Origin of the sequence: Delftia sp. WY8, from assembly GCF_018437695.1 — a bacterium.
Taxonomy (GTDB): domain Bacteria; phylum Pseudomonadota; class Gammaproteobacteria; order Burkholderiales; family Burkholderiaceae_C; genus Comamonas; species Comamonas tsuruhatensis.
The window spans coordinates 2872361-2897606 of sequence record NZ_CP049795.1 but is presented as its reverse complement, the minus strand read 5'-3'; the positions used below and the strand labels follow the sequence as shown (position 1 = coordinate 2897606).

General features: G+C 68.7%; 17 protein-coding genes and 1 pseudogene. 14 read left to right on the top strand and 4 right to left on the bottom strand.

Going from position 1 to position 25246, the window contains the following annotated elements; genetic code table 11:
• Positions 1-20 precede the first annotated feature (20 nt).
• The 14 genes from G4D77_RS13350 (at position 21) to G4D77_RS13285 (ending at position 19926) form a co-directional block, all read left to right on the top strand.
• Positions 21-983, top strand: coding sequence for a helix-turn-helix transcriptional regulator (locus G4D77_RS13350; protein ID WP_154835945.1), 963 nt, complete (start codon positions 21-23; stop codon positions 981-983).
• Positions 984-1139: 156 nt separating this feature from the next.
• Complete coding sequence (locus G4D77_RS13345; protein ID WP_154835943.1) at positions 1140-2468, top strand: MFS transporter; 1329 nt, start codon at positions 1140-1142, stop codon at positions 2466-2468.
• 16 nt (positions 2469-2484) lie between these two features.
• Complete coding sequence (locus tag G4D77_RS13340) at positions 2485-3945, top strand: MFS transporter (protein WP_213757968.1); 1461 nt, start codon at positions 2485-2487, stop codon at positions 3943-3945.
• A 67-nt stretch (positions 3946-4012) separates the two neighbouring features.
• Entirely contained in the window at positions 4013-7867 is a 3855-nt protein-coding gene (locus G4D77_RS13335; protein WP_016446635.1) for a nitrate reductase subunit alpha, read from the top strand.
• Between the two features lie 18 nt (positions 7868-7885).
• Complete coding sequence (narH, locus tag G4D77_RS13330; RefSeq protein WP_012203041.1) at positions 7886-9427, top strand: nitrate reductase subunit beta; 1542 nt, start codon at positions 7886-7888, stop codon at positions 9425-9427.
• 11 nt (positions 9428-9438) lie between these two features.
• Positions 9439-10152 carry a nitrate reductase molybdenum cofactor assembly chaperone gene (gene narJ / locus G4D77_RS13325; protein ID WP_154835939.1) on the top strand — a complete coding sequence of 238 codons (714 nt, stop codon included), beginning with the start codon at positions 9439-9441 and terminating at the stop codon, positions 10150-10152.
• Positions 10149-10886 (top strand): respiratory nitrate reductase subunit gamma, encoded by a 738-nt coding sequence (gene narI / locus G4D77_RS13320; protein ID WP_046986886.1) that lies wholly within the window; start codon positions 10149-10151, stop codon positions 10884-10886. Before narJ ends, narI begins: the two co-directional genes overlap by 4 nt.
• A 94-nt stretch (positions 10887-10980) precedes the next feature.
• Complete coding sequence (locus tag G4D77_RS13315; RefSeq protein WP_154836434.1) at positions 10981-11802, top strand: peptidylprolyl isomerase; 822 nt, start codon at positions 10981-10983, stop codon at positions 11800-11802.
• Between the two features lie 14 nt (positions 11803-11816).
• Positions 11817-12494: a carbonic anhydrase gene (locus G4D77_RS13310; protein WP_154835937.1), complete on the top strand. Its 678-nt coding sequence runs from the start codon at positions 11817-11819 to the stop codon at positions 12492-12494.
• A gap of 55 nt (positions 12495-12549) precedes the next feature.
• Positions 12550-16143, top strand: coding sequence for a ribonucleotide reductase barrel domain-containing protein (locus G4D77_RS13305; protein ID WP_154835935.1), 3594 nt, complete (start codon positions 12550-12552; stop codon positions 16141-16143).
• A 102-nt stretch (positions 16144-16245) separates the two neighbouring features.
• On the top strand, positions 16246-17478 hold the full coding sequence (locus tag G4D77_RS13300; RefSeq protein ID WP_154835933.1) for an AAA family ATPase: 1233 nt from the start codon (positions 16246-16248) through the stop codon (positions 17476-17478).
• Positions 17479-17480: 2 nt separating this feature from the next.
• Complete coding sequence (locus G4D77_RS13295; protein ID WP_026062994.1) at positions 17481-18134, top strand: DUF4276 family protein; 654 nt, start codon at positions 17481-17483, stop codon at positions 18132-18134.
• A gap of 52 nt (positions 18135-18186) precedes the next feature.
• Positions 18187-18759: a hemerythrin domain-containing protein gene (locus tag G4D77_RS13290; RefSeq protein ID WP_154835931.1), complete on the top strand. Its 573-nt coding sequence runs from the start codon at positions 18187-18189 to the stop codon at positions 18757-18759.
• Positions 18760-18831: 72 nt separating this feature from the next.
• Positions 18832-19926, top strand: coding sequence for an AbrB family transcriptional regulator (locus tag G4D77_RS13285; protein ID WP_046239402.1), 1095 nt, complete (start codon positions 18832-18834; stop codon positions 19924-19926).
• A gap of 8 nt (positions 19927-19934) precedes the next feature.
• Here the strand turns inward: G4D77_RS13285 and G4D77_RS13280 are convergent, their stop codons facing one another.
• From G4D77_RS13280 to G4D77_RS13265, 4 genes and pseudogenes are all read right to left on the bottom strand, one after another.
• On the bottom strand, positions 19935-20501 hold the full coding sequence (locus tag G4D77_RS13280) for a glycerol-3-phosphate responsive antiterminator (protein WP_012203049.1): 567 nt from the start codon (positions 20499-20501) through the stop codon (positions 19935-19937).
• A gap of 1 nt (position 20502) precedes the next feature.
• Positions 20503-22053 (bottom strand): FAD-binding oxidoreductase, encoded by a 1551-nt coding sequence (locus G4D77_RS13275; protein ID WP_154835929.1) that lies wholly within the window; start codon positions 22051-22053, stop codon positions 20503-20505.
• A complete protein-coding gene (locus tag G4D77_RS13270; RefSeq protein WP_074920704.1) occupies positions 22047-23729 on the bottom strand; it encodes a glycerol-3-phosphate dehydrogenase/oxidase in 1683 nt (560 codons plus the stop codon). The genes G4D77_RS13275 and G4D77_RS13270 overlap by 7 nt, the downstream gene beginning before the upstream one ends.
• Positions 23726-25244 (bottom strand): annotated as a pseudogene (locus G4D77_RS13265) (FGGY family carbohydrate kinase). Before G4D77_RS13265 ends, G4D77_RS13270 begins: the two are co-directional and overlap by 4 nt.
• Between the last annotated feature and the right edge of the window lie 2 nt (positions 25245-25246).

The following is a 25246-nucleotide window of genomic DNA, read 5'->3' as shown; positions in this document are numbered from 1 at the left end:
CGCGCATCCATTCCTCTCCCATGACCTCCCGCATCCCTTCCTCGCTTGCCTTGCCCCAGCCCTGTGCACCGGGCTGGACGCGGCATGCCCTGCCCGCCGAGCTGGGCGACTGCCATGCGGAGCGCTTCACGCTGGGCGACGGCATCGTGCTGGCGCGCTCGCACTACTGCCCGCTGCGCGACCTGGTGGAGGACAGCGTGCAGGCCGATGCCTCGGACCAGGGCCGCACCCTGGTCATCACGCTGGGGCTGGCCGGGCAATCGGGCTTTGTGGCGCGCACGGGCGCGGCGCTGCGCTTCGGCGCAGGGCAGACCACGCTGGCAGCCTTTCGCGGCAGCCAGGGCGAGCGCCGCTATGCGGCAGGCCAGACCGTGCGCCAACTGCGCCTGCTGCTGTCGGGTGCAGCGCTGGACCGCTACCTGGGGGCCGAGCTTTCGCGGCGGCTGACGCAGGTGGACGGCGCGGCCGGCGTGCGGCCCTTGGACCACCGTGCCAGCCTGCCGGCCAGCCTGGCGCTGGCGCGGCGCCTGGCCCAGCCGCCCGGGCACCAGCCCACCGATGCGCTGGACCGCCACATCGCCATGCTGAGCCTGGCCGCGCTGGAGCTGCGGCATCTCGCGCCTGCGCCGCAGCCGGCCAGGGCGGCACCGCGCTGGTCGGCCGACGAACTGGCCCGGCTGGAGCAGGCGCGCGAACTGCTGTCCACCCAGATGGACCGCGCGCTGACCCTGGCCTACCTGAGCGCCGCCGTGGGCCTGGGCGAGCACCGGCTCAAGCAGGGCTTTCGCGCGGTCTTCGGCACCACGCCCCAGGCCCTGCTGCTGGAGCTGCGCATGCGCCGCGCCTGGGCGTTGCTGGAGACCGGCTGCCAGGTCGCCCAGGCCGGCTGGCAGGTGGGCTATGCCCATCCGTCGAACTTCAGTGCCGCGTTCACGCGGTTCTACGGGCGCAGCCCGAAATCGGTCTTCGGCCGCCGCTCCTGATCTGCGTCAAGCTTTTTTGTCCTCGATAGTTCTTTGGAACTAGGCCCGCCTGCGCGCTCCTAGTTCTTCCGCCTTGTCCGAGCGTACGGCTGGCGGATGTGCGGCGCAGCCCTCGCGCGGGACCATGCAAGCCATAGCCCCCACGAGGAAAACAAAATGGCAAACACAGCGCCCACCGCACAGGGCGACCCCCGAAAGAGCACCAGCACAGGCACAGGCACACGCCACGACCGCCAGGCCTGGTCGGTCCTGGCCGTCAGCACCCTGGCCTTCACGGTCTGCTTCATGGTCTGGATGATGTTCGGCATCATCGGCATCCCCATCAAGAAGATGCTGGATCTGAACGCCACGCAGTTCGGCCTGCTCACGGCCATGCCCGTGCTCACGGGCTCGCTGGTGCGCGTGCCGCTGGGCATCTGGACCGACCGCTTCGGCGGGCGCATCGTGATGGCGGTGCTGATGGCCGTCACCGTGCCCGCGATCTGGGTGATGGGCTATGCCACCGAGTACTGGCACTTCCTGACCATCGGCCTGTTCGTGGGCCTGGCGGGCGGCTCGTTCTCGGTGGGCACGCCCTATGTGGCGCGCTGGTTTCCCAAGGAGCGCCAGGGCATGGCCATGGGCATCTACGGCGCGGGCAACTCGGGCGCGGCGGTCAACAAGTTCGTGGCGCCGGTGATCCTGGTGGCCTTCGGCTGGGCCGCCGTGCCGCATGCCTATGCGGCCATCATGCTGGGCGCGCTGGTGCTGTTCTGGCTGTTCAGCCACAGCGACCCGGCCCACCTGGTGCCCAGCAACGTGCGCTTCAGCGACCAGTTGAAGGCGCTCAAGGACCCGCGCGTGCTCAAGTACTGCCAGTACTACAGCATCGTCTTCGGCGGCTATGTGGCGCTGAGCCTGTGGATGGTGCAGTACTACGTGGGCGAGTACGGCCTGGACATCCGCGTGGCGGCCCTGCTGGCGGCCTGCTTTTCTCTGCCGGGCGGCGTGCTGCGCGCCATCGGCGGCTGGCTGTCGGACAAGTACGGCGCGCACAGCGTGACCTGGTGGGTGCTGTGGGTGTGCTGGATCTGCCTGTTCCTGCTGTCCTATCCGCAGACCGACTTCACGGTGCTCACCACCGAGGGCAGCACCCGCTTTCACCTGGGCCTGAACGTCTATGCCTTCACCGCGCTGATGTTCGTGCTGGGCATTGCCATGGCCTTCGGCAAGGCCAGCGTCTTCAAGTACATCAGCGACGACTACCCCGGAAACATCGGCGCCATCAGCGGCATCGTGGGCCTGGCCGGCGGCCTGGGCGGCTTCATCCTGCCCATCCTGTTCGGTGTGCTGCTGGACTGGACGGGCATCCGCTCCAGCGCCTTCATGCTGCTGTACGGCGTGGTCTGGGTGTCGCTGATCTGGATGTATTTCACCGAGGTGCGCCGCACCGACGTGCTCAACAGCCACGGCGGCCACAGCGATGTGCAGCCGGCCGCGCGCTGAACCGCAGGAGTTGCACATGCATGCGAACACCAAGACCGCCGCAAAGGCATCCGCGCGCAGCCGCCCCGGCAGCGTGCTGACCCTCTGGCGCCCCGAGGACAGGCAGTTCTGGGAGCGCGAGGGCGAGGCCATCGCCAGGATCAACCTCTGGATCTCGGTGCCCGCCCTGTTCCTGGCCTTTGCCATCTGGCAGGTCTGGAGCGTGGTGGCCGTGAACCTGCCCGCGCTGGGCTTCACCTACTCCACCAACCAGCTGTTCTGGCTGGCGGCGGCGCCCGCGCTGTCGGGCGCCACGCTGCGCATCTTCTATTCCTTCATGGTGCCGCTGATGGGCGGGCGCCGCTGGACGGCGCTGTCCACGGCCTCGCTGCTGATCCCGGCCATCGGCATCGGCTACGCCGTGCAGGACGCCAGCACCGGCTATCCGACCATGCTGATCCTGGCCCTGCTGTGCGGCCTGGGCGGGGGCAACTTCAGCTCCAGCATGGCCAACATCAGCTTCTTCTTTCCCAAGGAGCGCAAGGGCTCGGCCCTGGGCGTGAACGCGGGCCTGGGCAACCTGGGCGTGTCGGTGGTGCAGTTCCTGAGCCCGCTGGTGATCACGGCCGGCATCTTCGGCGTCTTCGGCGGCGATGCGCAGACCATCACCAAGGCCGGCGAGACCACCCGGGTCTGGGCGCAGAACGCGGCCTTCATCTGGGTGCCGTGGATCGCCATCGCCTCGCTGGCCGCCTGGTTCGGCATGAATGACATCGCCGACGCCAAGGCCAGCTTCGCGGCCCAGGCCGCCATCTTCCGGCGCAAGCACAACTGGGTGATGTGCCTGCTGTACCTGGGCACCTTCGGCTCGTTCATCGGCTTTGCCGCCGGCTTTCCGCTGCTGATCAAGAGCCAGTTCCCGGCGGTCAATCCGCTGGCCTATGCCTGGCTGGGCCCGCTGCTGGGCGCGCTGTCGCGGCCCTTTGGCGGCTGGCTGGCCGACAAGGCGGGCGGCGCGCGCGTGACGTTCTGGAACTTCCTCGTCATGGCCGTGGCCGTGGTGGGCGTGCTGTATTTCCTGCCCAAGGGCAGCGGCGGCTACGCGCTGGGCTTCGGTCCCGCCGAGGGCAGCTTCATGGGCTTCTTCCTGATGTTCCTGGTGCTGTTCCTGACCACGGGCATCGGCAACGGATCGACCTTCAGCATGATCCCGGCGATTTTCCTGGCGCTCAAGCAGAGCGAACTGGGCGCCCATCCCAGCGAGCAAGCGCAGGCCCATGCCCTCAAGGAGGGCAATACCGAAGGCGCGGCCGCCCTGGGCTTTGCGGGCGCGCTGGGAGCCTACGGCGGCTTCTTCATCCCCAAGAGCTACGGCAGCTCCATCGCCGCCACGGGCGGGCCCGAGCTGGCGCTGTGGGTGTTTGCCGCCTTCTATGTGCTGTGCGTGGGCGTGACCTGGTGGTACTACGCGCGCAGGAACGCCGAGATGCCCTGCTGAGCCCTGGGCTGCAAGCACTACTGCACCGAACAGCAACGCACCGCAACGAACAACAAGGAGTCCCGCGATGAGCCATTTTCTGGACAAGCTTTCCTACTTCTCCCTGCCCCGGCAGGAATTCTCCAACGGCCATGGCCAGGTGACGGGCGAGGACCGCACCTGGGAAGACGCCTACCGCGACCGCTGGGCGCATGACAAGGTGGTGCGCTCCACGCACGGCGTGAACTGCACGGGCTCGTGCTCGTGGAAGATCTACGTCAAGGGCGGCATCGTGACCTGGGAGACCCAGCAGACCGACTACCCGCGCACGCGCGCCGACCTGCCCAACCACGAGCCGCGCGGCTGCGCGCGCGGAGCCAGCTACAGCTGGTATCTGTACAGCGCCAACCGCGTCAAATACCCCATGGTGCGCGGCCGGCTGCTCAAGCACTGGCGCGCTGCCCTGGCCGTGGCCAGGAGCCCGGTCGATGCCTGGGCCGCCATCGTCGAGAACGAGGATGCGCGCAGCGAGTGGCAAAAGCAGCGCGGCCTGGGCGGCTTCGTGCGCAGCAGCTGGGACGAGGTCAACCGCATGATCGCGGCGGCCAACGTCTACACCATCAAGAAGCACGGGCCGGACCGCATCATCGGCTTCTCGCCGATTCCGGCCATGTCCATGATCTCGTATGCCGCAGGCAGCCGCTACCTGAGCCTGATCGGCGGCGTGTGCATGAGCTTCTACGACTGGTACTGCGACCTGCCGCCGGCCAGCCCCCAGACCTGGGGCGAGCAGACCGACGTGCCGGAGAGCGCCGACTGGTACAACTCCAACTTCATCATCGCCTGGGGCTCCAACGTGCCCCAGACGCGCACCCCCGACGCCCACTTCTTCACCGAGGTCCGCTACAAGGGCGCCAAGGTCGTGGCCGTCACGCCCGACTACTCCGAGGTCGCCAAGCTGGCCGACCTGTGGATGCACCCCAAGCAGGGCACGGACGCGGCCGTGGCCATGGCCATGGGCCACGTCATCCTCAAGGAGTTCTACTTCGGCGAGCGCGGCCGCCCGGCCTATTTCGAGGACTATGCGCGCCGCTACACCGACCTGCCGCTGCTGATCCGCCTCAAGCGCCAGCAACTGCCCGACGGCCGCACGGCCCTGGTTCCCGAGCGCTATGTGCGCGCCAGCGACTTCGACGGCCACCTGGGCCAGGACAGCAACCCCGAGTGGAAGACCGTGGCCTACGGCGAGGACGGCGGCGTGGCCCTGCCCAACGGCTCCATCGGCTTTCGCTGGGGCGAGGCCGGCCGCGCCGACGAGGGCCTGTGGAACCTCGAATCCAAGGAGGCGCGCACGGGCAACGACGTGCAGCTCAAGCTCTCGGTGCTGGACGGCCAGGGCGTGGACAGTGAAGTGGCCGACGTGGCCTTCCCCTACTTCGGCGGCCTGCAGTCGCCGGGCTTCGACGCCAACGAGCAGGGCACGGATGTGCTTCTGCGCCGCGTGCCCGTCTCGCGCATGGTGCTGGACGGCGAGGAGGCCATCGTGGCCACCGTGTTCGACCTGCTGGCGGGCAACTACGGCATCCACCGCGGTCTGGAAGGCGAGGGCGCTGATGGCGGCTATGACGCCGATGCGCCCTACACCCCGGCCTGGCAGGAAAAGATCACCGGCGTGCCGCGTGACCAGGTGATCGCCATTGCGCGCCAGTTCGCCGACAACGCCGAGAAGACGCGCGGCAAGTCCATGGTCATCATCGGCGCGGCCATGAACCATTGGTACCACTGCGACATGAACTACCGCGGCATCATCAACATGCTGATGCTGTGCGGCTGCATAGGCCAGAGCGGCGGCGGCTGGGCGCACTACGTGGGCCAGGAAAAGCTGCGCCCGCAGACCGGCTGGACCGCGCTGGCCTTTGCGCTGGACTGGCTGCGCCCGCCGCGCCAGATGAACTCCACCAGCTTCTTCTACGCCCACACCGACCAGTGGCGCTATGAGAAGCTGGGCGTGGAAGAGGTGCTGTCCCCGCTGGCCGACCGCAGCCAGTACGGCGGCGCCATGATCGACTACAACGTGCGCGCCGAGCGCATGGGCTGGCTGCCCAGTGCGCCGCAGCTGCAGGCCAACCCGCTGCAGCTGGTGCGCGACGCCCAGGCCCAGGGCCTGGACGTGAAGGACCACGTGGTGCAGTCCCTGCAGGACGGCTCGCTGTCCATGAGCTGCGAGGACCCCGACCACCCGGCCAACTGGCCGCGCAACATGTTCGTGTGGCGCTCCAACATCCTGGGCAGCTCGGGCAAGGGCCACGAGTACTTCCTCAAGCACCTGCTGGGCACCACCCATGGCGTGCAAGGAAAAGACCTTGGAGAACAAGACCCCCCCGATGCGCTGCGCGCCTCCCCCCAGGGGGCGGCCGGCTTGGGGCGGCCCGGCGCCGGCCATTCGGCCAAGCCGCAGGAAGTGCGCTGGCACGACAAGGCGCCCGAGGGCAAGCTGGACCTGCTGGTCACGCTGGACTTCCGCATGAGCACCACCTGCCTGTACTCGGACATCGTCCTGCCCACGGCCACCTGGTATGAGAAGAACGACCTCAACACCAGCGACATGCACCCCTTCATCCATCCGCTGTCGGCGGCCGTGGACCCGGCCTGGCAGGCCAGGAGCGACTGGGAGATCTACAAGGGCTTCGCCAAGTCCTTCAGCGAGGTCTGCGTGGGCCACCTGGGCGTGGAAAAGGACGTGGTGCTCACGCCGCTGATGCACGACACCCCCGCCGAGCTGGCCCAGCCCGATGGCGTGCGCGACTGGAAGAAGGGCGAGTGCGCCCTGATCCCCGGCAAGACCGCGCCGCAGATTGCCGTGGTCGAGCGCGACTATCCCAACCTCTACAAGCGCTTCACGGCCCTGGGCCCGCTGATGGACAGGCTGGGCAACGGCGGCAAGGGCATCGGCTGGAACACCGAGACCGAGGTGGAGCAACTGGGCGAGCTCAACGGCCTGGTGCGCGAGGAAGGCGTGAGCCAGGGCCGCCCGCGCATCGTCACCGACATCGACGCCACCGAGGTGGTGATGATGCTGGCGCCCGAGACCAACGGCCACGTGGCCGTCAAGGCCTGGGAGGCGCTGTCGAAGCAGACGGGGCGCGAACACGCCCACCTGGCCCTGCACCGCGAGGACGAGAAGATCCGCTTTCGCGACATCCAGGCCCAGCCGCGCAAGATCATCAGCTCGCCCACCTGGTCGGGCCTGGAAAGCGAGAAGGTCAGCTACAACGCCTGCTACACCAACGTGCATGAGCTGATCCCATGGCGCACCCTCACCGGCCGCCAGCAGTTCTACCAGGACCATCCGTGGATGCGCGACTTCGGCGAAGGCTTCGTCAGCTACCGCCCGCCCGTGCACATGAAGGCGCTGCAGGAAGTGCAGGGCCAAAAGCCCAACGGCCACCCCGAGATCGCGCTGAACTTCATCACGCCGCACCAGAAGTGGGGCATTCACTCCACCTATGGCGACAACCTGATGATGCTCACGCTGGCGCGTGGCGGCCCCATCGTCTGGCTCAGCGAGGACGACGCCAAGAGCGCCGGCATCGCCGACAACGACTGGGTGGAGCTGTACAACGCCAACGGCGCCATCGCGGCGCGGGCCGTGGTCAGCCAGCGCGTCAAGCCGGGCATGGTGATGATGTACCACGCGCAGGAGAAGACCATCAACACGCCGGGCTCGGAGATCACCGGCACGCGCGGCGGCATCCACAACTCGGTCACGCGCATCGTGCTCAAGCCCACCCACATGATCGGCGGCTACGCGCAGTACAGCTACGGCTTCAACTACTACGGAACCATCGGCACCAACCGCGACGAGTTCGTCCTGGTGCGCAAGATGCGCCGCATAGATTGGCTCGACGACGAAGCCGAGGCCGGCGCAGCCGCCCATGCCTGAACAACAAGGAGAAACACGATGAAAATCCGCGCACAGATCGGCATGGTGCTGAACCTGGACAAGTGCATCGGCTGCCACACCTGCTCCGTCACCTGCAAGAACGTCTGGACCAGCCGCCCCGGCGTCGAATACGCCTGGTTCAACAACGTCGAGACCAAGCCCGGCATCGGCTACCCGCGCGAGTGGGAAAACCAGGCCAAGTGGAACGGCGGCTGGATGCGCCGCACGGACGGCTCCATCGCGCCCCGCCAGGGCGGCAAGTGGAGCCTGTTGATGCGCATCTTCGCCAACCCCAACCTGCCCCAGATCGACGACTACTACGAACCCTTCACCTACGACTACGAGCACCTGCAGTCGGCCAGGGAAAGCAAGGCCGCGCCCACGGCGCGCGCGCGCAGCCTGATCTCGGGCCAGCGCATGGAGAAGATCGAATGGGGTCCGAACTGGGAGGAAATCCTGGGCGGCGAATTCAGCAAGCGCAGCCATGACGTGAACTTCGAGCAGATCCAGAAGGACATCTACGGCCAGTTCGAGAACACCTTCATGATGTACCTGCCGCGCCTGTGCGAGCACTGCCTGAACCCGGCCTGCGTGGCGTCCTGCCCCTCGGGCTCGATCTACAAGCGCGAGGAGGACGGCATCGTCCTCATCGACCAGGACAAGTGCCGCGGCTGGCGCATGTGCGTCTCGGGCTGCCCCTACAAGAAGATCTACTACAACTGGCAAAGCGGCAAGGCCGAAAAATGCATCTTCTGCTACCCGCGCATCGAGGCCGGCCAGCCCACCGTCTGCTCCGAAACCTGCGTGGGCCGCATCCGCTACCTGGGCGTGCTGCTGTACGACGCCGACCGCATCGAGGAGGCGGCCAGCGTGGAGCGCGACCGCGACCTCTACCAGGCGCAGCTGGACATCTTCCTGGACCCCAATGACCCCGAGGTCATCCGCCAGGCACGCATCGACGGCATCCCCGACGCCTGGATCGAGGCGGCCCAGTCCAGCCCCGTCTACAAGATGGCCGTGGACTGGAAGGTGGCCCTGCCGCTGCACCCCGAGTACCGCACCCTGCCCATGGTCTGGTATGTGCCGCCGCTGTCGCCCATCACCTCGGCGGCGAACGCCGGGCATCTCGACAGTGTCGGCCGCAGCCCCATCAATGGAGACCTGCCCGATGTCTCGCAGCTGCGCATCCCCGTGCAGTACCTGGCCAACCTGCTCACCGCCGGCGACACCACGCCCGTGGTGCGCGCGCTGGAGCGCATGCTGGCCATGCGCGCGTACCAGCGCAGCAAGCACGTGGACCAGGAACAGAACCTGGCCGTGCTCCAGTACGCGGGACTGACGGTGGACGAGGTCGAGGACATGTACCAGACCATGGCGATCGCCAACTACGAGGACCGCTTCGTCATCCCCTCGGCCCACCGCGAATACGCCGAAAGCGCGTTCGATTTGCGCGGCGGCTGCGGCTTCTCGTTCGGCAACGGCTGCTCCGACGGCAGCACCGACGCCAGCCTGTTCGGCGGCAAGAAGCCGCGCACCATCCCCATCCGCGCGCAAATGTGAGGACTGCCGCCATGTTCAATCACAACACATCCTCCCCCGTGCGCCTGACGCTGCGCGCGCTGGCCTGCCTCATCGGCTACCCCGGCGCCGAGCTGCGCGCCCTGCTGCCGGGCCTGATCGACGCCCTGCGCCTGGAGCAATCCGTGGCGCCCGCGCGGCTGCGCGAGTTGCAGCAGCTGGCCGAGCAGCTGCAGTCCATGGACCCCTTCGAGGCCGAGGCCCGCTACGTGGACACCTTCGACCGGGGTCACCAGACCTCGCTGCACCTGTTCGAGCATGTGCACGGCGACTCGGCCGACCGGGGCCCGGCGCTGATCGACCTGCAGCAGACCTACGAGCGCGCGGGCCTGGCCTTCGAGGCCGACGAACTGCCCGACCACCTGGCCGTGGTGGTGGAGTTCGCCTCCACCCAGCCGCCGGCCATCGCCCGTGAATTCCTGGGCGAGATGGCCCACATCCTCAACGCCCTGTTCACGGCGCTGGTGCGGCGCGACAGCCCCTACGCCAGCGTGATCGCGGCCGTGCTGGAGATCACCGGCCACAGGGCCGAGCGCGTGGAAATCCGCCCCGAGCCCGCCATGGACGAGGCCTGGGCCGAACCCGCCGCCTTCGACGGCTGCAGCAGCCAGGGCCAATCGCGCCCCGGCGCCGAGCAGCCTGTGCATTTCGTGCGCCGCACGGCGGCGCCCCAAGCCCAAGGACCCCGCCAATGGAGCCTGACATGACCCCCTCCTGGATAGACCACCTGCTCTTCGGCCTCTACCCCTACATCTGCCTGGCCGTGTTCTTCATCGGCAGCTGGCTGCGCTTCGACCGCGACCAGTACACCTGGAAGAGCGATTCCTCGCAGCTGCTGCGCAGCGGCAGCCTGCGCTGGGGCAGCAACCTGTTCCACATCGGCGTGCTGTTCCTGTTCTTCGGCCACACCGTGGGCATGCTCACGCCGCACTTCGTCTACGAGCCCTTCATGGCCGCAGGCGCCAAGCAGCTGCTGGCCATGGTCAGCGGCGGCATCGCGGGCACGCTGGGCTTCATCGGCCTCACCATCTTGCTGCACCGCCGGCTGTCGGACGTGCGCATCCGCGCCCACTCCAGGTTCAGCGACATCGCCATCCTCTGGCTGCTGTGGCTGCAGCTGCTGCTGGGCCTGGCCACCATCCCGCTGTCTGCAAAGCACATGGACGGCTCCATGATGATGGCCCTGGCCGAATGGGCGCAGCGCATCGTCACCTTCCGTGGCGGCGCAGCCGAGCTGCTGGCCGAGGCCGGCTGGGTGTTCAAGGCCCACATGTTCCTGGGCATGAGCATCTTCCTGGTCTTTCCCTTCACGCGCCTGGTCCACGTCTGGAGCGGCTTCGGCACCCTGGTCTACCTGCTGCGCCCCTACCAGCTGGTGCGCTCGCGCCGCCTGGGCCCGCCCGCATCGTCGGCACGCCGTGACGCCAAGCCCGGCCATTGAGGAGATCGACATGGAACATGGATGCAACGGATCGGGCGGCGGCCACTGCGGCTGCGCGTCTTCTGCCCCTTCTTCTTCTTCTTCTTCTGCCCCGATGGGGGATCTCCCGGCGATTCCCGAAGTGCCGGCCTTCCAGCCCGCGGGCGAGGCCGGTGCCGAGGTGGCCCGCATCAACAACACGCCGCTGCACGCACCCGGACAGCGCCCGCCCGAGCGCGAACTGCGCCAGCGCGCCTGCACCGAGCTGCTGCGCCAGGCGGCCCAGCGCGAAGGCCTGCTGGGCGCCGATGATGCGGCCGGCGACGACGGCGTCATCAGCGAGCGCGCCTCCCAGGCCATAGAGCAGCTGCTGGAGCAATCGCTGCACCTGCCCGAGCCTGGCGAGGACGCCTGCCGCCGCCACTTCGATGCCAACCCCGCGCGCTTCGCCCAGGGCGAGCGCGTGCGCCTGCGCCACGTGCTGTTTGCCGTCACGCCCGGCGTGGACGTGCGCGCCCTCACCCAGCGGGCCGAGGCCCTGCTGATCGAGCTGCGCTGCGCCGACGACGCCGGCCTGCGCTTTGCCGAGGCCGCGCGCCAATGGTCCAACTGCCCCAGCGGCCAGCACGGCGGCGAACTGGGCTGGCTGGGCCGCAGCGATTGCGCGCCCGAATTTGCGCGCGATGTCTTTGCCTCCCAGGAAATCGGCGTGCTGCCGCGCCTGGTGCACAGCCGCTTCGGCCTGCACGTGGTCGAGGTCTGCGCGCGCGAGGCGGGCGTTCTGCCCGACTGGCAGCAGGCGCGCCCGGCCGTCGCCCAGGCCCTGCACCAGCAGACCTGGGTGAGCGCGCTCCACCAGTACCTGCAAATGTTGGCCGGCCAGTCCGAAGTGGTGGGCGTGCGCATCAATGCGGCCGACTCGCCGCTGGTGCAATAGCCGGGGAAGTGCCCATGCCCGACGACGAACTGCTGCAGCGCCTGCGGCGCTTCCACGAGCACGCCTTCCCGCAGTACCGCGCGCAGTTCCGCACCCTGGTCGAAGAGGGTCAGCACCCCACTACGCTGTTCATCGGCTGCTCGGACTCGCGCCTCGTGCCCTACCTGCTCACGGGGGCGCCGCCGGGCGAGCTGTTCCTGGTGCGCAACGTGGGCGCCTTCGTGCCGCCGTACGACGGATCGCACGGCCACCACGGCACGGCGGCGGCCATCGAATTCGCCGTGCTCAACCTGCAGGTCAGCCGCATCGTGGTCTGCGGCCACAGCCACTGCGGAGCCATCAAGGCCCTGTATGGAGAAGTCTCGCCCGAGGCGCGCAACCTGCAGCGCTGGCTGGACCTGGGCCGCGAGGCCGTGCTGCCCGTGCAGGGCGGCCCCGAGGCGCTGCGCCGCACCGAGCAGCGCGCCGTCGTGCTGCAGCTCGAACGGCTGATGGCCTATCCCATGGTGCGATCGCGGGTAGAGGCCGGGCAGCTCAGCCTGCACGGGTGGCACTATGTCATCGAAGACGGCGAAGTCCATGTCTTCGATGTCCAGACCGGCCGCTTTGTTGCGGCATCTCAAGCTCCGCACAGCGGCACCGGGCCGTACCCGCCCTACGTGGAGCATGATGGACAAGTGCTTGTCGACTGAGGCCCGAGCAAGTGCCAGGGACGGCGGCAGGCAAGTCAACACGGGAGCCATGCCAATGCATCGCGAAAACCTGGGCCGCGCGCAGGACGCGGCGGATCTGCAGCCCATCAGCCTCGATGTGCTGCGCGAGAAATATCTCAAGGACGGCGAGACCGGCGTGGGCGAGCTCTACGCCCGCGTGGCCCGCGCCCTGGCCTCGGTCGAGCCCGAGGCGCGCCGCGCCGAATGCGAGGCCCTGTTCCTGGCCAACCTGCAGGCCGGCGCCATAGGCGCGGGGCGCATCATGAGCGCGGCCGGCACCGACTTGCAGGCCACGCTGATCAACTGCTTCGTGCAGCCCGTGGGCGACTGCATCCAGGGCGTGGACGACGGCGGCTACCCCGGCATCTACGAAGCCCTGCGCGAAGCCGCCGAAACCATGCGCCGCGGCGGCGGCGTGGGCTACGACTTCTCGCGCATCCGCCCCCGCGGCGCCGAGGTGCGCGCCACCGCCTCGCTGGCCTCGGGCCCGTGCAGCTACATCAACGTCTTCGACCAGTCCTGCGCCACCGTGGAAAGCGCGGGCGCGCGGCGCGGCGCCCAGATGGGCGTGCTGCGCATCGACCACCCCGACGTGCTCGAATTCATCACCGCCAAGCGCACGCCGGGCCGCTGGAACAACTTCAACGTCTCGGTTGGCGTCAGCGACGCGTTCATGCAGGCCGTGGCCGAAGACCAGCCCTGGCACCTGGTGCACCGCGCCCGCCCCGGCACCGCCCTGCTGGATCAGGGTGCCCACCAGCGCGCCGACGGCCAGTGGGTCTACCAGACCCTGCCCGCCCGCACGCTGTGGGACACCATCATGCGCTCGGCCTACGACTTCGCCGAGCCCGGCATCCTCTTCCTGGACCACATCAACGACGACAACAACCTGCGCTACTGCGAGGAGATCGCGGCGACGAATCCTTGCGTCACGGCAGATACCTGGGTACTCACCGAGTCGGGACCAGCCCAGGTTGCAGACCTCGTCGGAAAGACATTTGGCGCCGTGGTCGACGGCCAGGTTTATGCCACCGAAAGCGCGGGCTTCTTTGCCACCGGCCGCAAGCCGGTGCTGCGGCTGACCACACGCGAGGGCCAGGTGCTGCGCCTGACCGCAGACCATCTGGTGCGGCGTGTCGCTCGCCGTACGCGCTATGCGTTGCAGGCTGAATGGACTCCGGCCGCCCAACTGCAGGCAGGCGATGAGGTACTGCTGCACAACCACCGTGCGTTTCAAGGCTGGGATGGGCAGGGCACCGAGGCCGAAGGCTACCTGTTGGGCCTGCTGATAGGCGATGGAACCCTCAAGGCCGACAAGGCCGTGATCAGCGTATGGGCGCCCGAGCTGCGCCAGGTTGCAGGCAACGCCGGCAGTGCGGTGGCCTATGCCGCCACGGGCGCGGCAGGCATCATGCAGGCCGCTGAGGCTGCAGCAGCCAGCTTGCGCCACCGCGCGGATTTCCGTGGATTCCAGCGGCCAGTGGCGGGACGTGGCGAGTCGCGCATGGCCAGTGCCGCATTGCGCGATCTGGCGCTTGGCATGGGGATGGAGCCAGGGCGCAAGTGCATCACCAAGTCCATGGAAGCGGCCTCTTCTGCATTTTCCGCAGGGCTGCTGCGCGGCCTGTTTGATGCCGATGGATCGGTCCAGGGCACACAGGACAAGGGCGTGAGCCTGCGCCTGTCCCAGAGCGATTCTGAGTTGCTGCGTACCGTGCAGCGCATGCTGCTGCGCCAGGGCATGGCGTCGACGATTTATGAGAACCGTCGGCCAGCCCAACTGCGCGCTATGCCCGACGGCAAAGGCGGCCAGCGCGACTATGCAACCCAGGCACAGCATGAACTGGTCATCAGCGGCGACAACCTTGGCATCTTTGCCGACCGCATAGGCCTTGCGGATACCGACAAGGCCGAACGGCTGGAGCAGGCCCTGGCCCAGTACCGGCGCACCCCGAACCGTGAGCGCTTCACTGCCACCGTCCAGGCGTTGGAGAGCGACGGCGAGGAAATGGTCTATGACGTCACGGTGGCAGACTGCCACGCCTTCGACGCCAATGGCCTGTATGTGCACAACTGCGGCGAACAGCCGCTTCCCTCCTACGGATGCTGCGACCTCGGCCCCGTCATCCTCACGCGCTTCGTGCGCCATCCGTTCGGTTTCGCGGGCGAGCCTGCGTTCGACTTCGAGGCCTTCGAGCGCGCCGTGGCCGTGCAGGTGCGTGCGCTGGACAACGTGCTGGAGCTGACCTGGTGGCCGCTGCCGCAGCAGCGCGAGGAAAGCGAGGCCAAGCGGCGCATCGGCGTGGGCTTCACCGGCATGGGCAATGCGCTGGCCATGCTGCGCCTGCGCTACGACGCGCCCGAGGGCCGGGCCATGGCCGCGCGCATTGCCGAGCGCATGCGCGATGCGGCCTATGGCGCCTCGGTGGAGCTGGCGCGCGAGAAGGGGGCCTTCCCCAAGTTCGACGCCGATGGCTACCTGGCCGAAGGCACCTTCGCCAGCCGCCTGCCCGAGGCGCTGCGCCAGCGCATACGCACGCACGGCATACGCAACAGCCACCTGCTGTCCATCGCGCCCACGGGCACGGTCAGCCTGGCCTTTGCCGACAACGCCTCCAACGGCATAGAGCCGCCGTTCTCCTGGACCTACAAGCGCAAGAAACGCACGGCCGATGGCGGCAGCGCCGAGTACGCGGTCGAGGACCATGCCTGGCGCCTGTACCGCTCGCTGGGCGGCGACGTGCAGCAGCTGCCCGAGTACTTCGTCAGCGCGCTGCAGATGCCTGCGGCCGGCCACATCGCCATGATGCAGGCCGTGCAGCCCTTCGTGGACACGGCGATCTCCAAGACCGTCAACGTGGCCGCCGACTACCCCTACGAGGACTTCAAGGACCTGTACCGCCAGGCCTGGAAGGCAGGCCTCAAGGGCCTGGCCACCTACCGGCCCAACACCATCCTGGGCGCCGTGCTCGAGACCCATGCGCCCGAATCTGCTGAACAGCCGGCCTCCCCTGCGCCGGCGGGAGCGGCGGCTTCCGCACCCGACCCGCTGCGCACCGTGATAGAAAGCCGCCCGCAGGGCGCGCTGGACGCCGTGGCCGAGAAGATCGAGTACTGGACCCAGCAAGGCCCCAAGCGCCTGTACCTGGTCGTCTCCTTCCTGCCCGTGGTCCTGCCCGATGGCCGCACGGTGGACCGCGCCATCGAATTCTTCATGCCCGTGGGCCAGAGCGGCGAGTCCCAGCAATGGGTGACCTCCAGCATGCGCCTGCTGTCACTGGCCGCGCGCGGCGGCTTCCTGGAGCGCGCCCTCAGCGACATGCGCAAGGTGGCCTGGGACCGGGGCCCCGTGCGCCTGGGCACCCACCAGCGCGAAGACGGCGCGCGCGTGCCCATGTGGCACGACTCCGAAGTGGCCGCCATCGCCTATGCGGTGCAGAGCATCCTGGCGCGGCGCGGCAGCGGCGCGCCGCCCGCCCCATCGCCGCTGCCCGAGCCCGAGGCCCTGGCCACCGACCCCATGGTCATGGCCGGCCGCAAATGCGAGGAATGCGGCGCCCATGCCGTGATCCGCAAGGACGGCTGCGAGTACTGCACGGCCTGCGGCAACCTGGGGAGCTGCGGGTGAAAGTTACCGTGGCCCCGTGCACCATAATCTGCAGTCCTTTGTGGAATGGCTTGCACAGGTCGCCGTGGCGGTGATGTCGCATTCGCGGGAGAGGTTGTTGAGATGGCACAGATCGAAGGTTTCAGGGTCCGCAATTACAAGGCGCTGCGTGACATCACGCTGGGCAAGCTTTCGACCGATCAAAAAGGTGATCCGCTGACCCCTTTCACGGTGGTCATCGGCAAGAACGGGGTGGGCAAAAGCACGCTGTTCGATGCCTTTGGCTTTGTGGCTGACTGCCTGAACACGGATGTGGAGACCGCCTGTGACGACAAGCTGCGCGGTGGCTTCGAGCGCATGCGCGCTCTTGGCGTCAATGAAGCGATTCAGTTCGACATCTACTACCGCGAGGGGCCGGGCGAGCGCCCCATCACCTACGAGCTGGCCATCAACATGGATGCGAGCGGCCGGCCGTTTGTGGAATCCGAAGTCCTGAAACAGCGCCGCAAAGGCCAGAAGCACGGCAGGCCTTATCCGTTTCTGCGCTTGAATCACGGGATTGGCAAGGTCTGGGCCGGGGAAGAGGCAGTCGAGGCAGAGAGCGACGAAGAAGACCGTGCCCAGGAAGACGTTGAGCTGACAGATCTGCGCCAACTTGGCATTGCCACGCTGGGAACCCTGAAAGAGCACCCGCGCATCAAGCGCTTTCGGGACTTCCTCAAGGGCTGGTACCTGTCCTATTTCCACCCCGATGCCGCGCGGACCATCCAGCCGGCGGGAGTGCAGCGCCACCTCAATGTGCATGGCGACAACATCGGTAACGTGGTCCAGTACATGGAGCGCGAGCACAAGGCGCGCTTCCAGGTCATCCTGGACCGCATCGCCACCAAGATCCCCGGGGTGACGAGCATCGACACCAAGGTCACGGACGACAAGCGCGTGCTGCTGAGATTCAACGACGGTGCGTTTGCCGATCCGTTCTATGCGTCCCAGATGTCCGATGGCACCTTGAAAATCTTCGCCTACCTGCTGTTGATGGAAGACCCCGAGCCGCCACCGTTCATCTGCATAGAAGAACCGGAGAACGGCCTGTATCACCGCTTGCTGGAAGCCTTGGCCAACGAACTGCGCAGCCACGCCACCGGCAAGAAAGGGGCTCCGCAGGTCGTTGTCACCACGCACCAGCCTTACTTTGTGGATGCGCTCTCGCCCAAGGAGGTCTGGATTCTGGAGAAGGGTGAGGACGGCTTCTCTGCCATCCGCCGCGCCTCCGACATTGAACTGGTTCGCAACCTCGTGGAAGAGGGCCTGCCTCTGGGGGGGCTCTGGTACAGCGACTACCTGGACGCGAGGTGAGCATGCATATCGAGGTGCTGGTGGAGGATGGTTCAGGCGCACGGCTGGTCGAAACGTTGCTGCCGCAGATCATTGGCGAACAAGGCCAGCCGCACACCTGGCGAATCCACGATTTCAAGGGGATCGGCCGCATCCCCAAAGGACTCGGCAAGAAAGGCGATCCCGTCAAGATGACCTTGCTTGACAGGCTGCCGGGGATTCTGCGAGCGCATGGCAAGACGCACGGCATTGATGCCGTCGTGGTGGTTCTTGACAGCGACACACGCGACTGCAGGCAATTTCTTGGCGAACTGGACGCGATACTCCAGCAATGTGACCCCGCGCCCCGAACCCTGTTTCGCCTCGCCATCGAGGAGATGGAGGCTTGGTACCTCGGCGATCGCCAGGCGCTGATTGCCGCCTACCCCAAAGCAAAAAAGGATGTGCTGGCCCGCTACCGGCAAGACAGCGTTTGCGGCACCTGGGAACTGCTGGCCGACGCAATCCATCCGGGCGGCCACGCCGCCATCAAACATGCCGGCTGGCCGTTGCCGGGGCAGATCAAGCATGAGTGGGCCAGGAACATAGGCCCGCACCTGGATGTGGAGCGCAATGAATCGCCAAGCTTTGGCAAATTCCGCGATGGCTTGCGGCGGCTGACTGCCGGGCAGGGATGAAGCGCAGGCGTTGCGCTACCCTGTCTTTGTCGAGAGTCTTGCTGGACAAAAAATGAACCACGATCCTGCACAGCGAACCTCCACGCTTCCAGGCTGGAGCGCACCGGCCGTGGGCTTCGACCAGCCCTTCGAGATGCTCGAAGCCTGCCACGAGCGCGTGCTGCGCATGCTGGCGCTGCTGGACCGGCTGCGTGTGCATCTCCGGACCAAAGGTTGCGACGACAGCGCACGCCAGGCGGCGCGCGACATCCTGCGCTACTTCGACCAGGCGGCGCCGCTGCACCATGAGGACGAGGAACTGCATGTCTTCCCGCCGCTGCTGGAGCAGGGCGATGCGCAGACCGTGGCCCTGGTGCAGCGCCTGCAGCGCGAGCACGGCCTGATGAGTGCCGACTGGGCGCTGGCGCGCCAGCCGCTGCTGGACATGGCCGAGGGGCAGTCCCAGGGCTTTGGCGCGGCTGACGAGGAGGTGTTCGAACGCTTCGCGGCCTGCTATGCCAGCCATGTCGAGAATGAAGAGCGGCTGGCCTACCCGCAGGCGCGTGGCATGCTGCCAGAGGCAGCGCAGGCGGCCATGGGCCGCGAGATGGCGGTGCGGCGGGGCGCGGACCTGTCACGGAGATAGCGCCGCCGGCAGCGCGCGGGAGCCGGCGCGGCGATACTCGCAGGCTTTGGACCTGCCCCCGCCTCGCCTGCCATGCCCGAGCGCCGCCCCATTTTCCTGCTTCGCATCGCACTGACCCTGCTGGGCGCCCTTGCCGCCGCCCAGCTGTGCCTGTGGCTGCGCACGCCGCTGCCCTGGATGCTGGGGCCGCTGATCGCCACCTCGCTGGCCTCCATCCTGGGCGCGCCCACGGCCAGTTCGGGCCGGCTGCGCAACGGCGGGCAGTGGATCATCGGCGCCTCGCTGGGCCTGTACTTCACGCCGGCCGTGGTGCAGTTGATCGCGGGGCTGTGGTGGGCGATTGCCGTGGCCATTGTCTGGGCGCTGCTGCTGGGCTGGGGCTTCGGCGCCTGGCTGTACCGCGTGCATGCGCCGCGCATGCCGCAGATACCGGCGGGCGAGATGCGCGCCACCACCTATTTCGCTGGCGCCATTGGTGCGGCGTCGGAGATGACGCTGCTGGCCGAGCGCGAGAACGCGCGCACCGACCTGGTGGCGGCCAGCCACAGCCTGCGCCTGGTCATCGTCACCGTGAGCATTCCGTTCGCGCTGCAGTGGAGTGGCCTGCACGGGCTGGAGGGGCTGACGCCGCCCAGCATCCGCATCGTCGAATGGCCGGGGCTGGCGCTGCTGGCCGTGCTCACGGGCCTGGGCGCCTGGGCCATGGACCGGCTCAGGCGCGCCAACCCCTGGTTCCTGGGCGCGCTGCTGGTGTCCATGCTGCTGACCATGTGCGGCCAGGAACTGTCGGCCGTGCCCCAGGCCCTGGTCAATGCGGCGCAGCTGGTGATCGGCATCAGCCTGGGCGTGCGCTTCAAGCGCGAATTCCTGCACACCGCGCCGCGCTGGCTGGGCTCCGTGGCCGTGGGCACCGTGGGGCTCATGGCGATCTGCGCGGGCTTTGCCTGGCTGCTGCACCTGGCCGTGGACCTGCCCTGGGTCACGCTGCTGCTGGGTACCTCGCCGGGCGGCATCACCGAGATGGCCATCACCGCCAAGGTGCTGCAGCTGGGCGTGCCCGTGGTCACGGCCTTCCAGGTCTGCCGGCTGATCGCCGTGCTGCTGCTGGTGGCGCCGCTGTTCCGCTGGGTGGAGGCGCGCGGGCCGGCCGCGTCGCGCACGGCCTAGGGCCCGCCTCACCACAGTCCACTGTCGCTGGTCGATACCGCAATCGCCCCACCGGCCAGCGCCTGCTGGACCTGCTCCTGGCTGCAGACGAAGCCCGAGGCCACGAGCGGCGGCAGGATGCGGCGCTCGGCCTCGGTGATATGGGCCAGCATGGGGGCGGGCATGATCTGCACGAGGTTGGGGTCGCTCTGCTCCACGGCCTTGATGCTGCGCGGCCAGGTGGAGCGGTCGGTGACGAAGACCTTTTGCATGGTCAGCAGCCCGGCCTTGTTGGCGCGCTGGATGGTGGCCACGCGCGTGGACAGCAGGCTGCTGGCGCCCAGGTCCACAAGGTAGTCCACGCCGCCCTTGTCGGGCGAGATGCCGTCGCAGCTGTCGATATTGACGATGGCGATCTTGCCCGCCCCGGTGATGGTGGAGATCACCGAGCGCAGCCGGCGCAGTTCGATGTTGGCGACGATGGCGACTTCGGCCTGGCTGGCCAGCAGCGCGTCCATCTGCTCGGCCCCGTACAGGGTGGCGATGACGGGGCGGCGCGCCAGCCGCGCGCCCAGGGAGTTGTCCGGGCGGCCCATGTCAGAGGTCCAGCCCCAGCTTGCCGGGGTTGAGCAGGTTCTTGGGGTCCAGCATGCGCTTGGTGGCCTCCAGCAGCGCAAAGGCCGGGCCCAGCGATTGCCGCATGTAGGGCGCGCGCAGCAGGCCCACGCCGTGGTGGTGGCTGAGCGTGGCGCCGTGGCGCAGCAGCACGGCGTTGGCCGCGTCCCAGGCCGCGCGGTACCACTGGGCACGCTGGTCCACGGCCACCTCGCCGCGCAGCGAAAAGTACAGGCAGGCGCCATCCACATAGGCATGCGACTGGTGGGCCGAGCCGGCCAGGGTGCCGGGGATGGCCTGCAGGGCGGCGACCACTTCCTCGTAGATGGCCGGCAGGTCTTTCCAGGGGCCGCACATCTCCAGCGTGTCGGCGACGAAGCCCGGGCCTTTCTTGAAGCCCTCGGCGCTCTTGCCGGTCAGGTAGCGCGTGTCCAGCCAGCGCTCCAGGGTGGCGGCGCCGTCGAGCCGTTCTCCCAAGGGTGCGCACACACGTTCGCAGATGGCCATGACGGCATCGACGATCTCGGGCGCGCCTTCGTCGGCGATCAGCAGCACGTTGAGGTCGCTGCGGCCGAATTGCACGCCGCTTTCCAGCGCGTCGTACAGCCGCAGCGCGGCGGGGTTGGCGCCTTGCTGCAGGATCTGGCGGCAGGCCTCCAGGCCCTGGGCAAAGCTGGCAAAGCCATAGGCGATGGCACGGCCGTGGTCGGGCAGGCGGTGCAGCTTGAAGCGGATGCGCACGATCACGCCCAGCGTGCCTTCCGAGCCGATGAACAGCTGCTGCAGGTCCGGCCCGATGGCCGCGCGCGCGTAGCCGCCCACGGTGACGAGGCGGCCATCGGCCAGCACCACGTCCATGCCGTGGACCATGTCCTCGATCTTTCCGTAGCGCGTGGACAGCTGGCCCGCGCCCCGGCAGGCCACCCAGCCGCCCACGGTGCTGATGCCGAAGGACGAGGGCCAGTGGCCCATGGTCATGCCGTGGCGGCGCTGGATGGTTTCCTCGAACACGTCGCCGAACATGCCGGCCTCGACCTCGACGATCTGGCTTTGCTCGTCCATGGCGATGAAGCGATTGAGTTCGCACAGGTCCAGCACGATGCCGCCGCGCAGGGGCAGGGCCGCGCCCGTGACGTTGCTGCGCCCGGCCGAGACGGTGACGGGAATGGCGTGTTCATCGGCAATGCGCATCACGGCCTGCACCTGCTCCACGGTGGATGCATGGGCGATGACGGCCTGCGGCGTGGCCGGGTGGCCCGAGGTCTCGGCCACCATGGTGCGGGCCCACCAGTCGCGCGTGCCGGCAACGATGTCGGCGCGCTCGGTCTGCACGCGGTCGCAGGCGGCGCGCAGCGCGGCGAGCACGGCCTCGGGCACGGCCACGGGCTCGTGCTGCAGGCCGCAGGCAGGACCTTCGGAGGCAGGGCGGTCGGCTGCGGGTGCGGCCTGCGCCGCCCAGCCCGGGGTCGTGGGGGCGCCCACCACGTAGTTGCGGCGGTTGTAGCCGCGGGCGATTGCGTCTTTGCTCAGCATTGGATGTCTCCCATCAAAATCTGTTTTTCGCGCTCCATGGCGCGGCGGTAGTCGTGGATCTGCTGCGCTATCTGCGCAGGTGCCAGCCCCAGTTCCTGGGCCAGGATGTCGCCCACGCGCGCTGCGGCGCGGGCCGATGCATCGCGCGCCATGAGCCGGGCGCGCATGCGGCGCGAGAGCACGTCTTCCACCGTGCGCGCCATTTCGTGGCGCGCGGCGTAGACGACTTCGGCCTCGGTGTGGGGCAGTCCCTCGACGATGGGCCGGGCCAGCGCGGGATGCGCGTCGAGGATGTCGCTGACGAAGCGCGCTTCCGTGCCGTAGCGCTCGCCCAGGTGGGCCGACAGTCCGCCCGTGGCCGTGATGGCCTGGGCGTCGTAGCCGGCCGCGCCCAGCAGGAAGGCCGAGGCGGTGGTGCAGCGCGTGCGCCGGCCCAGCAGCTTTTCCACGGCGTCCACGGTCTGCTCGGCCATGTGGCGCGAGGTGGTGAGCTTGCCGCCGACGATGGTGACCAGGCCGTCGCCGGCCACATGGATCTCGTGGTTGCGCTTCATCTCCACGGTCTTGCCGCCGGGCGGGCCGACCAGGGGGCGGCAGCCGGCGATGGAGCCGACCACGTCCTCGGGCGACAGGTCCACCTTGAGCGCCGATCGCGCGCCTTCGAGCAGGAAGTCCAGCTCGGCGCGCGTGCAGTGCACGTCGTCCAGGCTGCCCGCATAGTCCTCGTCGGTGGTGCCCAGGTAGGAGACATCGCCCCAGCGCGTGATGGTGGCGCGCCGGCTGCGGCCCGGCACGGGGATGGTGACGGTGCAGTCGTTGCGTATGCGCAGCCAGGGAATGGCCACGTGCACGCCCTTGGCGGGGCGCACGTGCAGCTGCGCCTGCTGGTCGGGCCTGCGGCCATCCCAGTCGCGCAGCCAGACGCCCGTGGCCATGACCACGCTGCGCGCGCGCACCGTGATCTCGCGGCCATCGGCCTGGACGATGGCGCCGTCCACGCCGCCGTGGGCGTTGCGCGTGATGGCGGTGGCCCGGGCATGGTTGAGCACGGCCGCGCCATGGAAGGCCGCCGTGCGCGCCACGGCCAGCGTGAGCCGCGCATCGTCCACGCGCGCATCGAAGTACATGTAGCCGCCCAGGAGCTGCTCTTCGCGGAAGGTCGGGCAGTGCGACAGCACCTCGGCCTTGCCGAGCTTGCGGTGCAGGATGCCTTCGCGCCAGCCGCCGGCCAGGTCGTAGGTCCACAGCAGGCTGCCGAAGGCCTTGGCCAGGCGGGCGTCGAAGACGCCGTCGCGCTCCATCACGGGAAACAGGAAGGGCAGGCGCTGCACCAGGTGGCGCGCATTGCGGCGCAGGCGCTGGCGCTCCAGCAGCGAGTGCCGCACCAGCCCCAGGTTGCCCTGTTCGATGTAGCGCAGGCCGCCGTGCACCATCTTGGAGGACTTGGACGAGGTGCCCGAGGCGAAGTCGTCCTTCTCCACCAGCGCCACGCGCAGGCCGCGCAGGCTGGCGTCCAGCGCCGCATAGGCGCCGGTGATGCCGCCGCCGATGACCAGCAGGTCGAATGCCTCGTCACCCAGCCGAGCCAGCTGGTCCGCGCGCTGCAGCTGCAGCGGCGCGGTCTGGGTCAGTGCGGCGCTGTCCCTGCGCTCCTTGCCAAAGGGCCATTGCATCATGCGCAGCCCTCCAGGGCGGCGCTGCGGCCGGGGGCCCGGGCGCGGGCCAGTTCGTCGCCCACGCGGGCGCGCCAGATGCGGCGGCGCTCGCCGCGCTCGTCGGCGGCCATGCGCGGGGTGAAGACCGCTTCGGTGCGCAGCGTGGCGCAGGCCTGCTCCAGCCCGTCCCACAGCAGGCCTGCGCTGCCGGCCATGAAGGCGATGCCGCGCAGGCTGGCCTTGTCGGTATCGGCCAGGCGGCGCACGGGCAGGCCGCCCAGGTCGGCCTGGATCTGCAGCAGCGCATCGCTGCCCGACAGGCCGCCGCCCACCAGCAGCTCGCCCACCTCGGTGCCTGCGGCCGCCTCGTCCGCCTGCACGCAGGAGGCCACGGAATGCGCAATGCCTTCGAGGATGGAGCGCGCCAGCTGCGGCCGCGAGGTGGCCATGGACACGCCCGAGATCGAGGCCCGCGCGCCCGGCTCCATGGCCGGCAGGCGCAGGCCGGTGAGCGCGGGGATGAAGACCAGGTCGGCCGGCGTCTCGGCCTCGCGGGCCAGGGCGCTGATCTGCTGCGGGTTGTCGAACCACTGCAGCTTCTCGCAGACCCAGTTGAGCGCCGATCCCGTGGTGGGCACATAGGTCTCGATGGCATAGCGCGAGACACCGTCCATGCGCCGCGCCGTCATGGTCAGCGAGCTTTCATGGGCCGCGTCATGCGCGGGCAGCTTTGTTCCCGTGAGCACATCGACGAAGCTGCCCGTGCCATGCACGCACAGCGCCTGGCCCCGCTCCAGGCAGCCCAGGCCCACCGCGGCCGCATGCTGGTCGCCCGCGCAGGCCAGGATGGGCACGGCCAGGCCCAGCAGCTCGGTGCGCGTGCGGCCGAAGTCCTGCACGTCCTCGCACAGGCGGGGCAGCAACTCGGCGGGAAACTCCAGCGCGTCCAACCAGTCCTGCAGGTAGCGGTGATCGCCCAGCGCATAGGCGTTGCCCGAGGTCACATTGGTGGGCGTGGTGACCACGGCGCGCGCATCCGACAGATGCCACAGCAGCCAGGCGGCGCTGCTGCCAGGCCTGGGCCACGGCCGGGCATTCGCGCAGCTTGTGCGCGGCCCACAGGTAGGGCGAACGCACGCCCACGGGCCGGCCCGCGTGACGGATCAGCCGGGCATCCCAGTCGCCGGCCAGCAGGGCCAGTTCGTCGCGGTGGCGCGAGTCCTGCCAGACCATGATGGGCGCCAGCGAACGGCCCGTGGCCGTGTCCCAGAGCACGGCCGAGCAGCGCTGGTTGGCAATGGCCAGGGCCACGATCTGCTGGCCGCTGCCCTGGGCGCGGGCGATGGCGCGGCGGCACACGTCCAGCGTGCGCTCCAGCAGCAGGTCGGCGTCCTGCTCGACCACGCCGGGGCGCGGGCAGTGGATTTCCAGCGGCAGATAGTCCTGGGCGGACACCTGCCCGTCGCGCCCCACGACGGCGGCGCGCGTGCCCGAGGTGCCTTCGTCGATGCAAAGGATCACGGCTTCATGGTGCATGG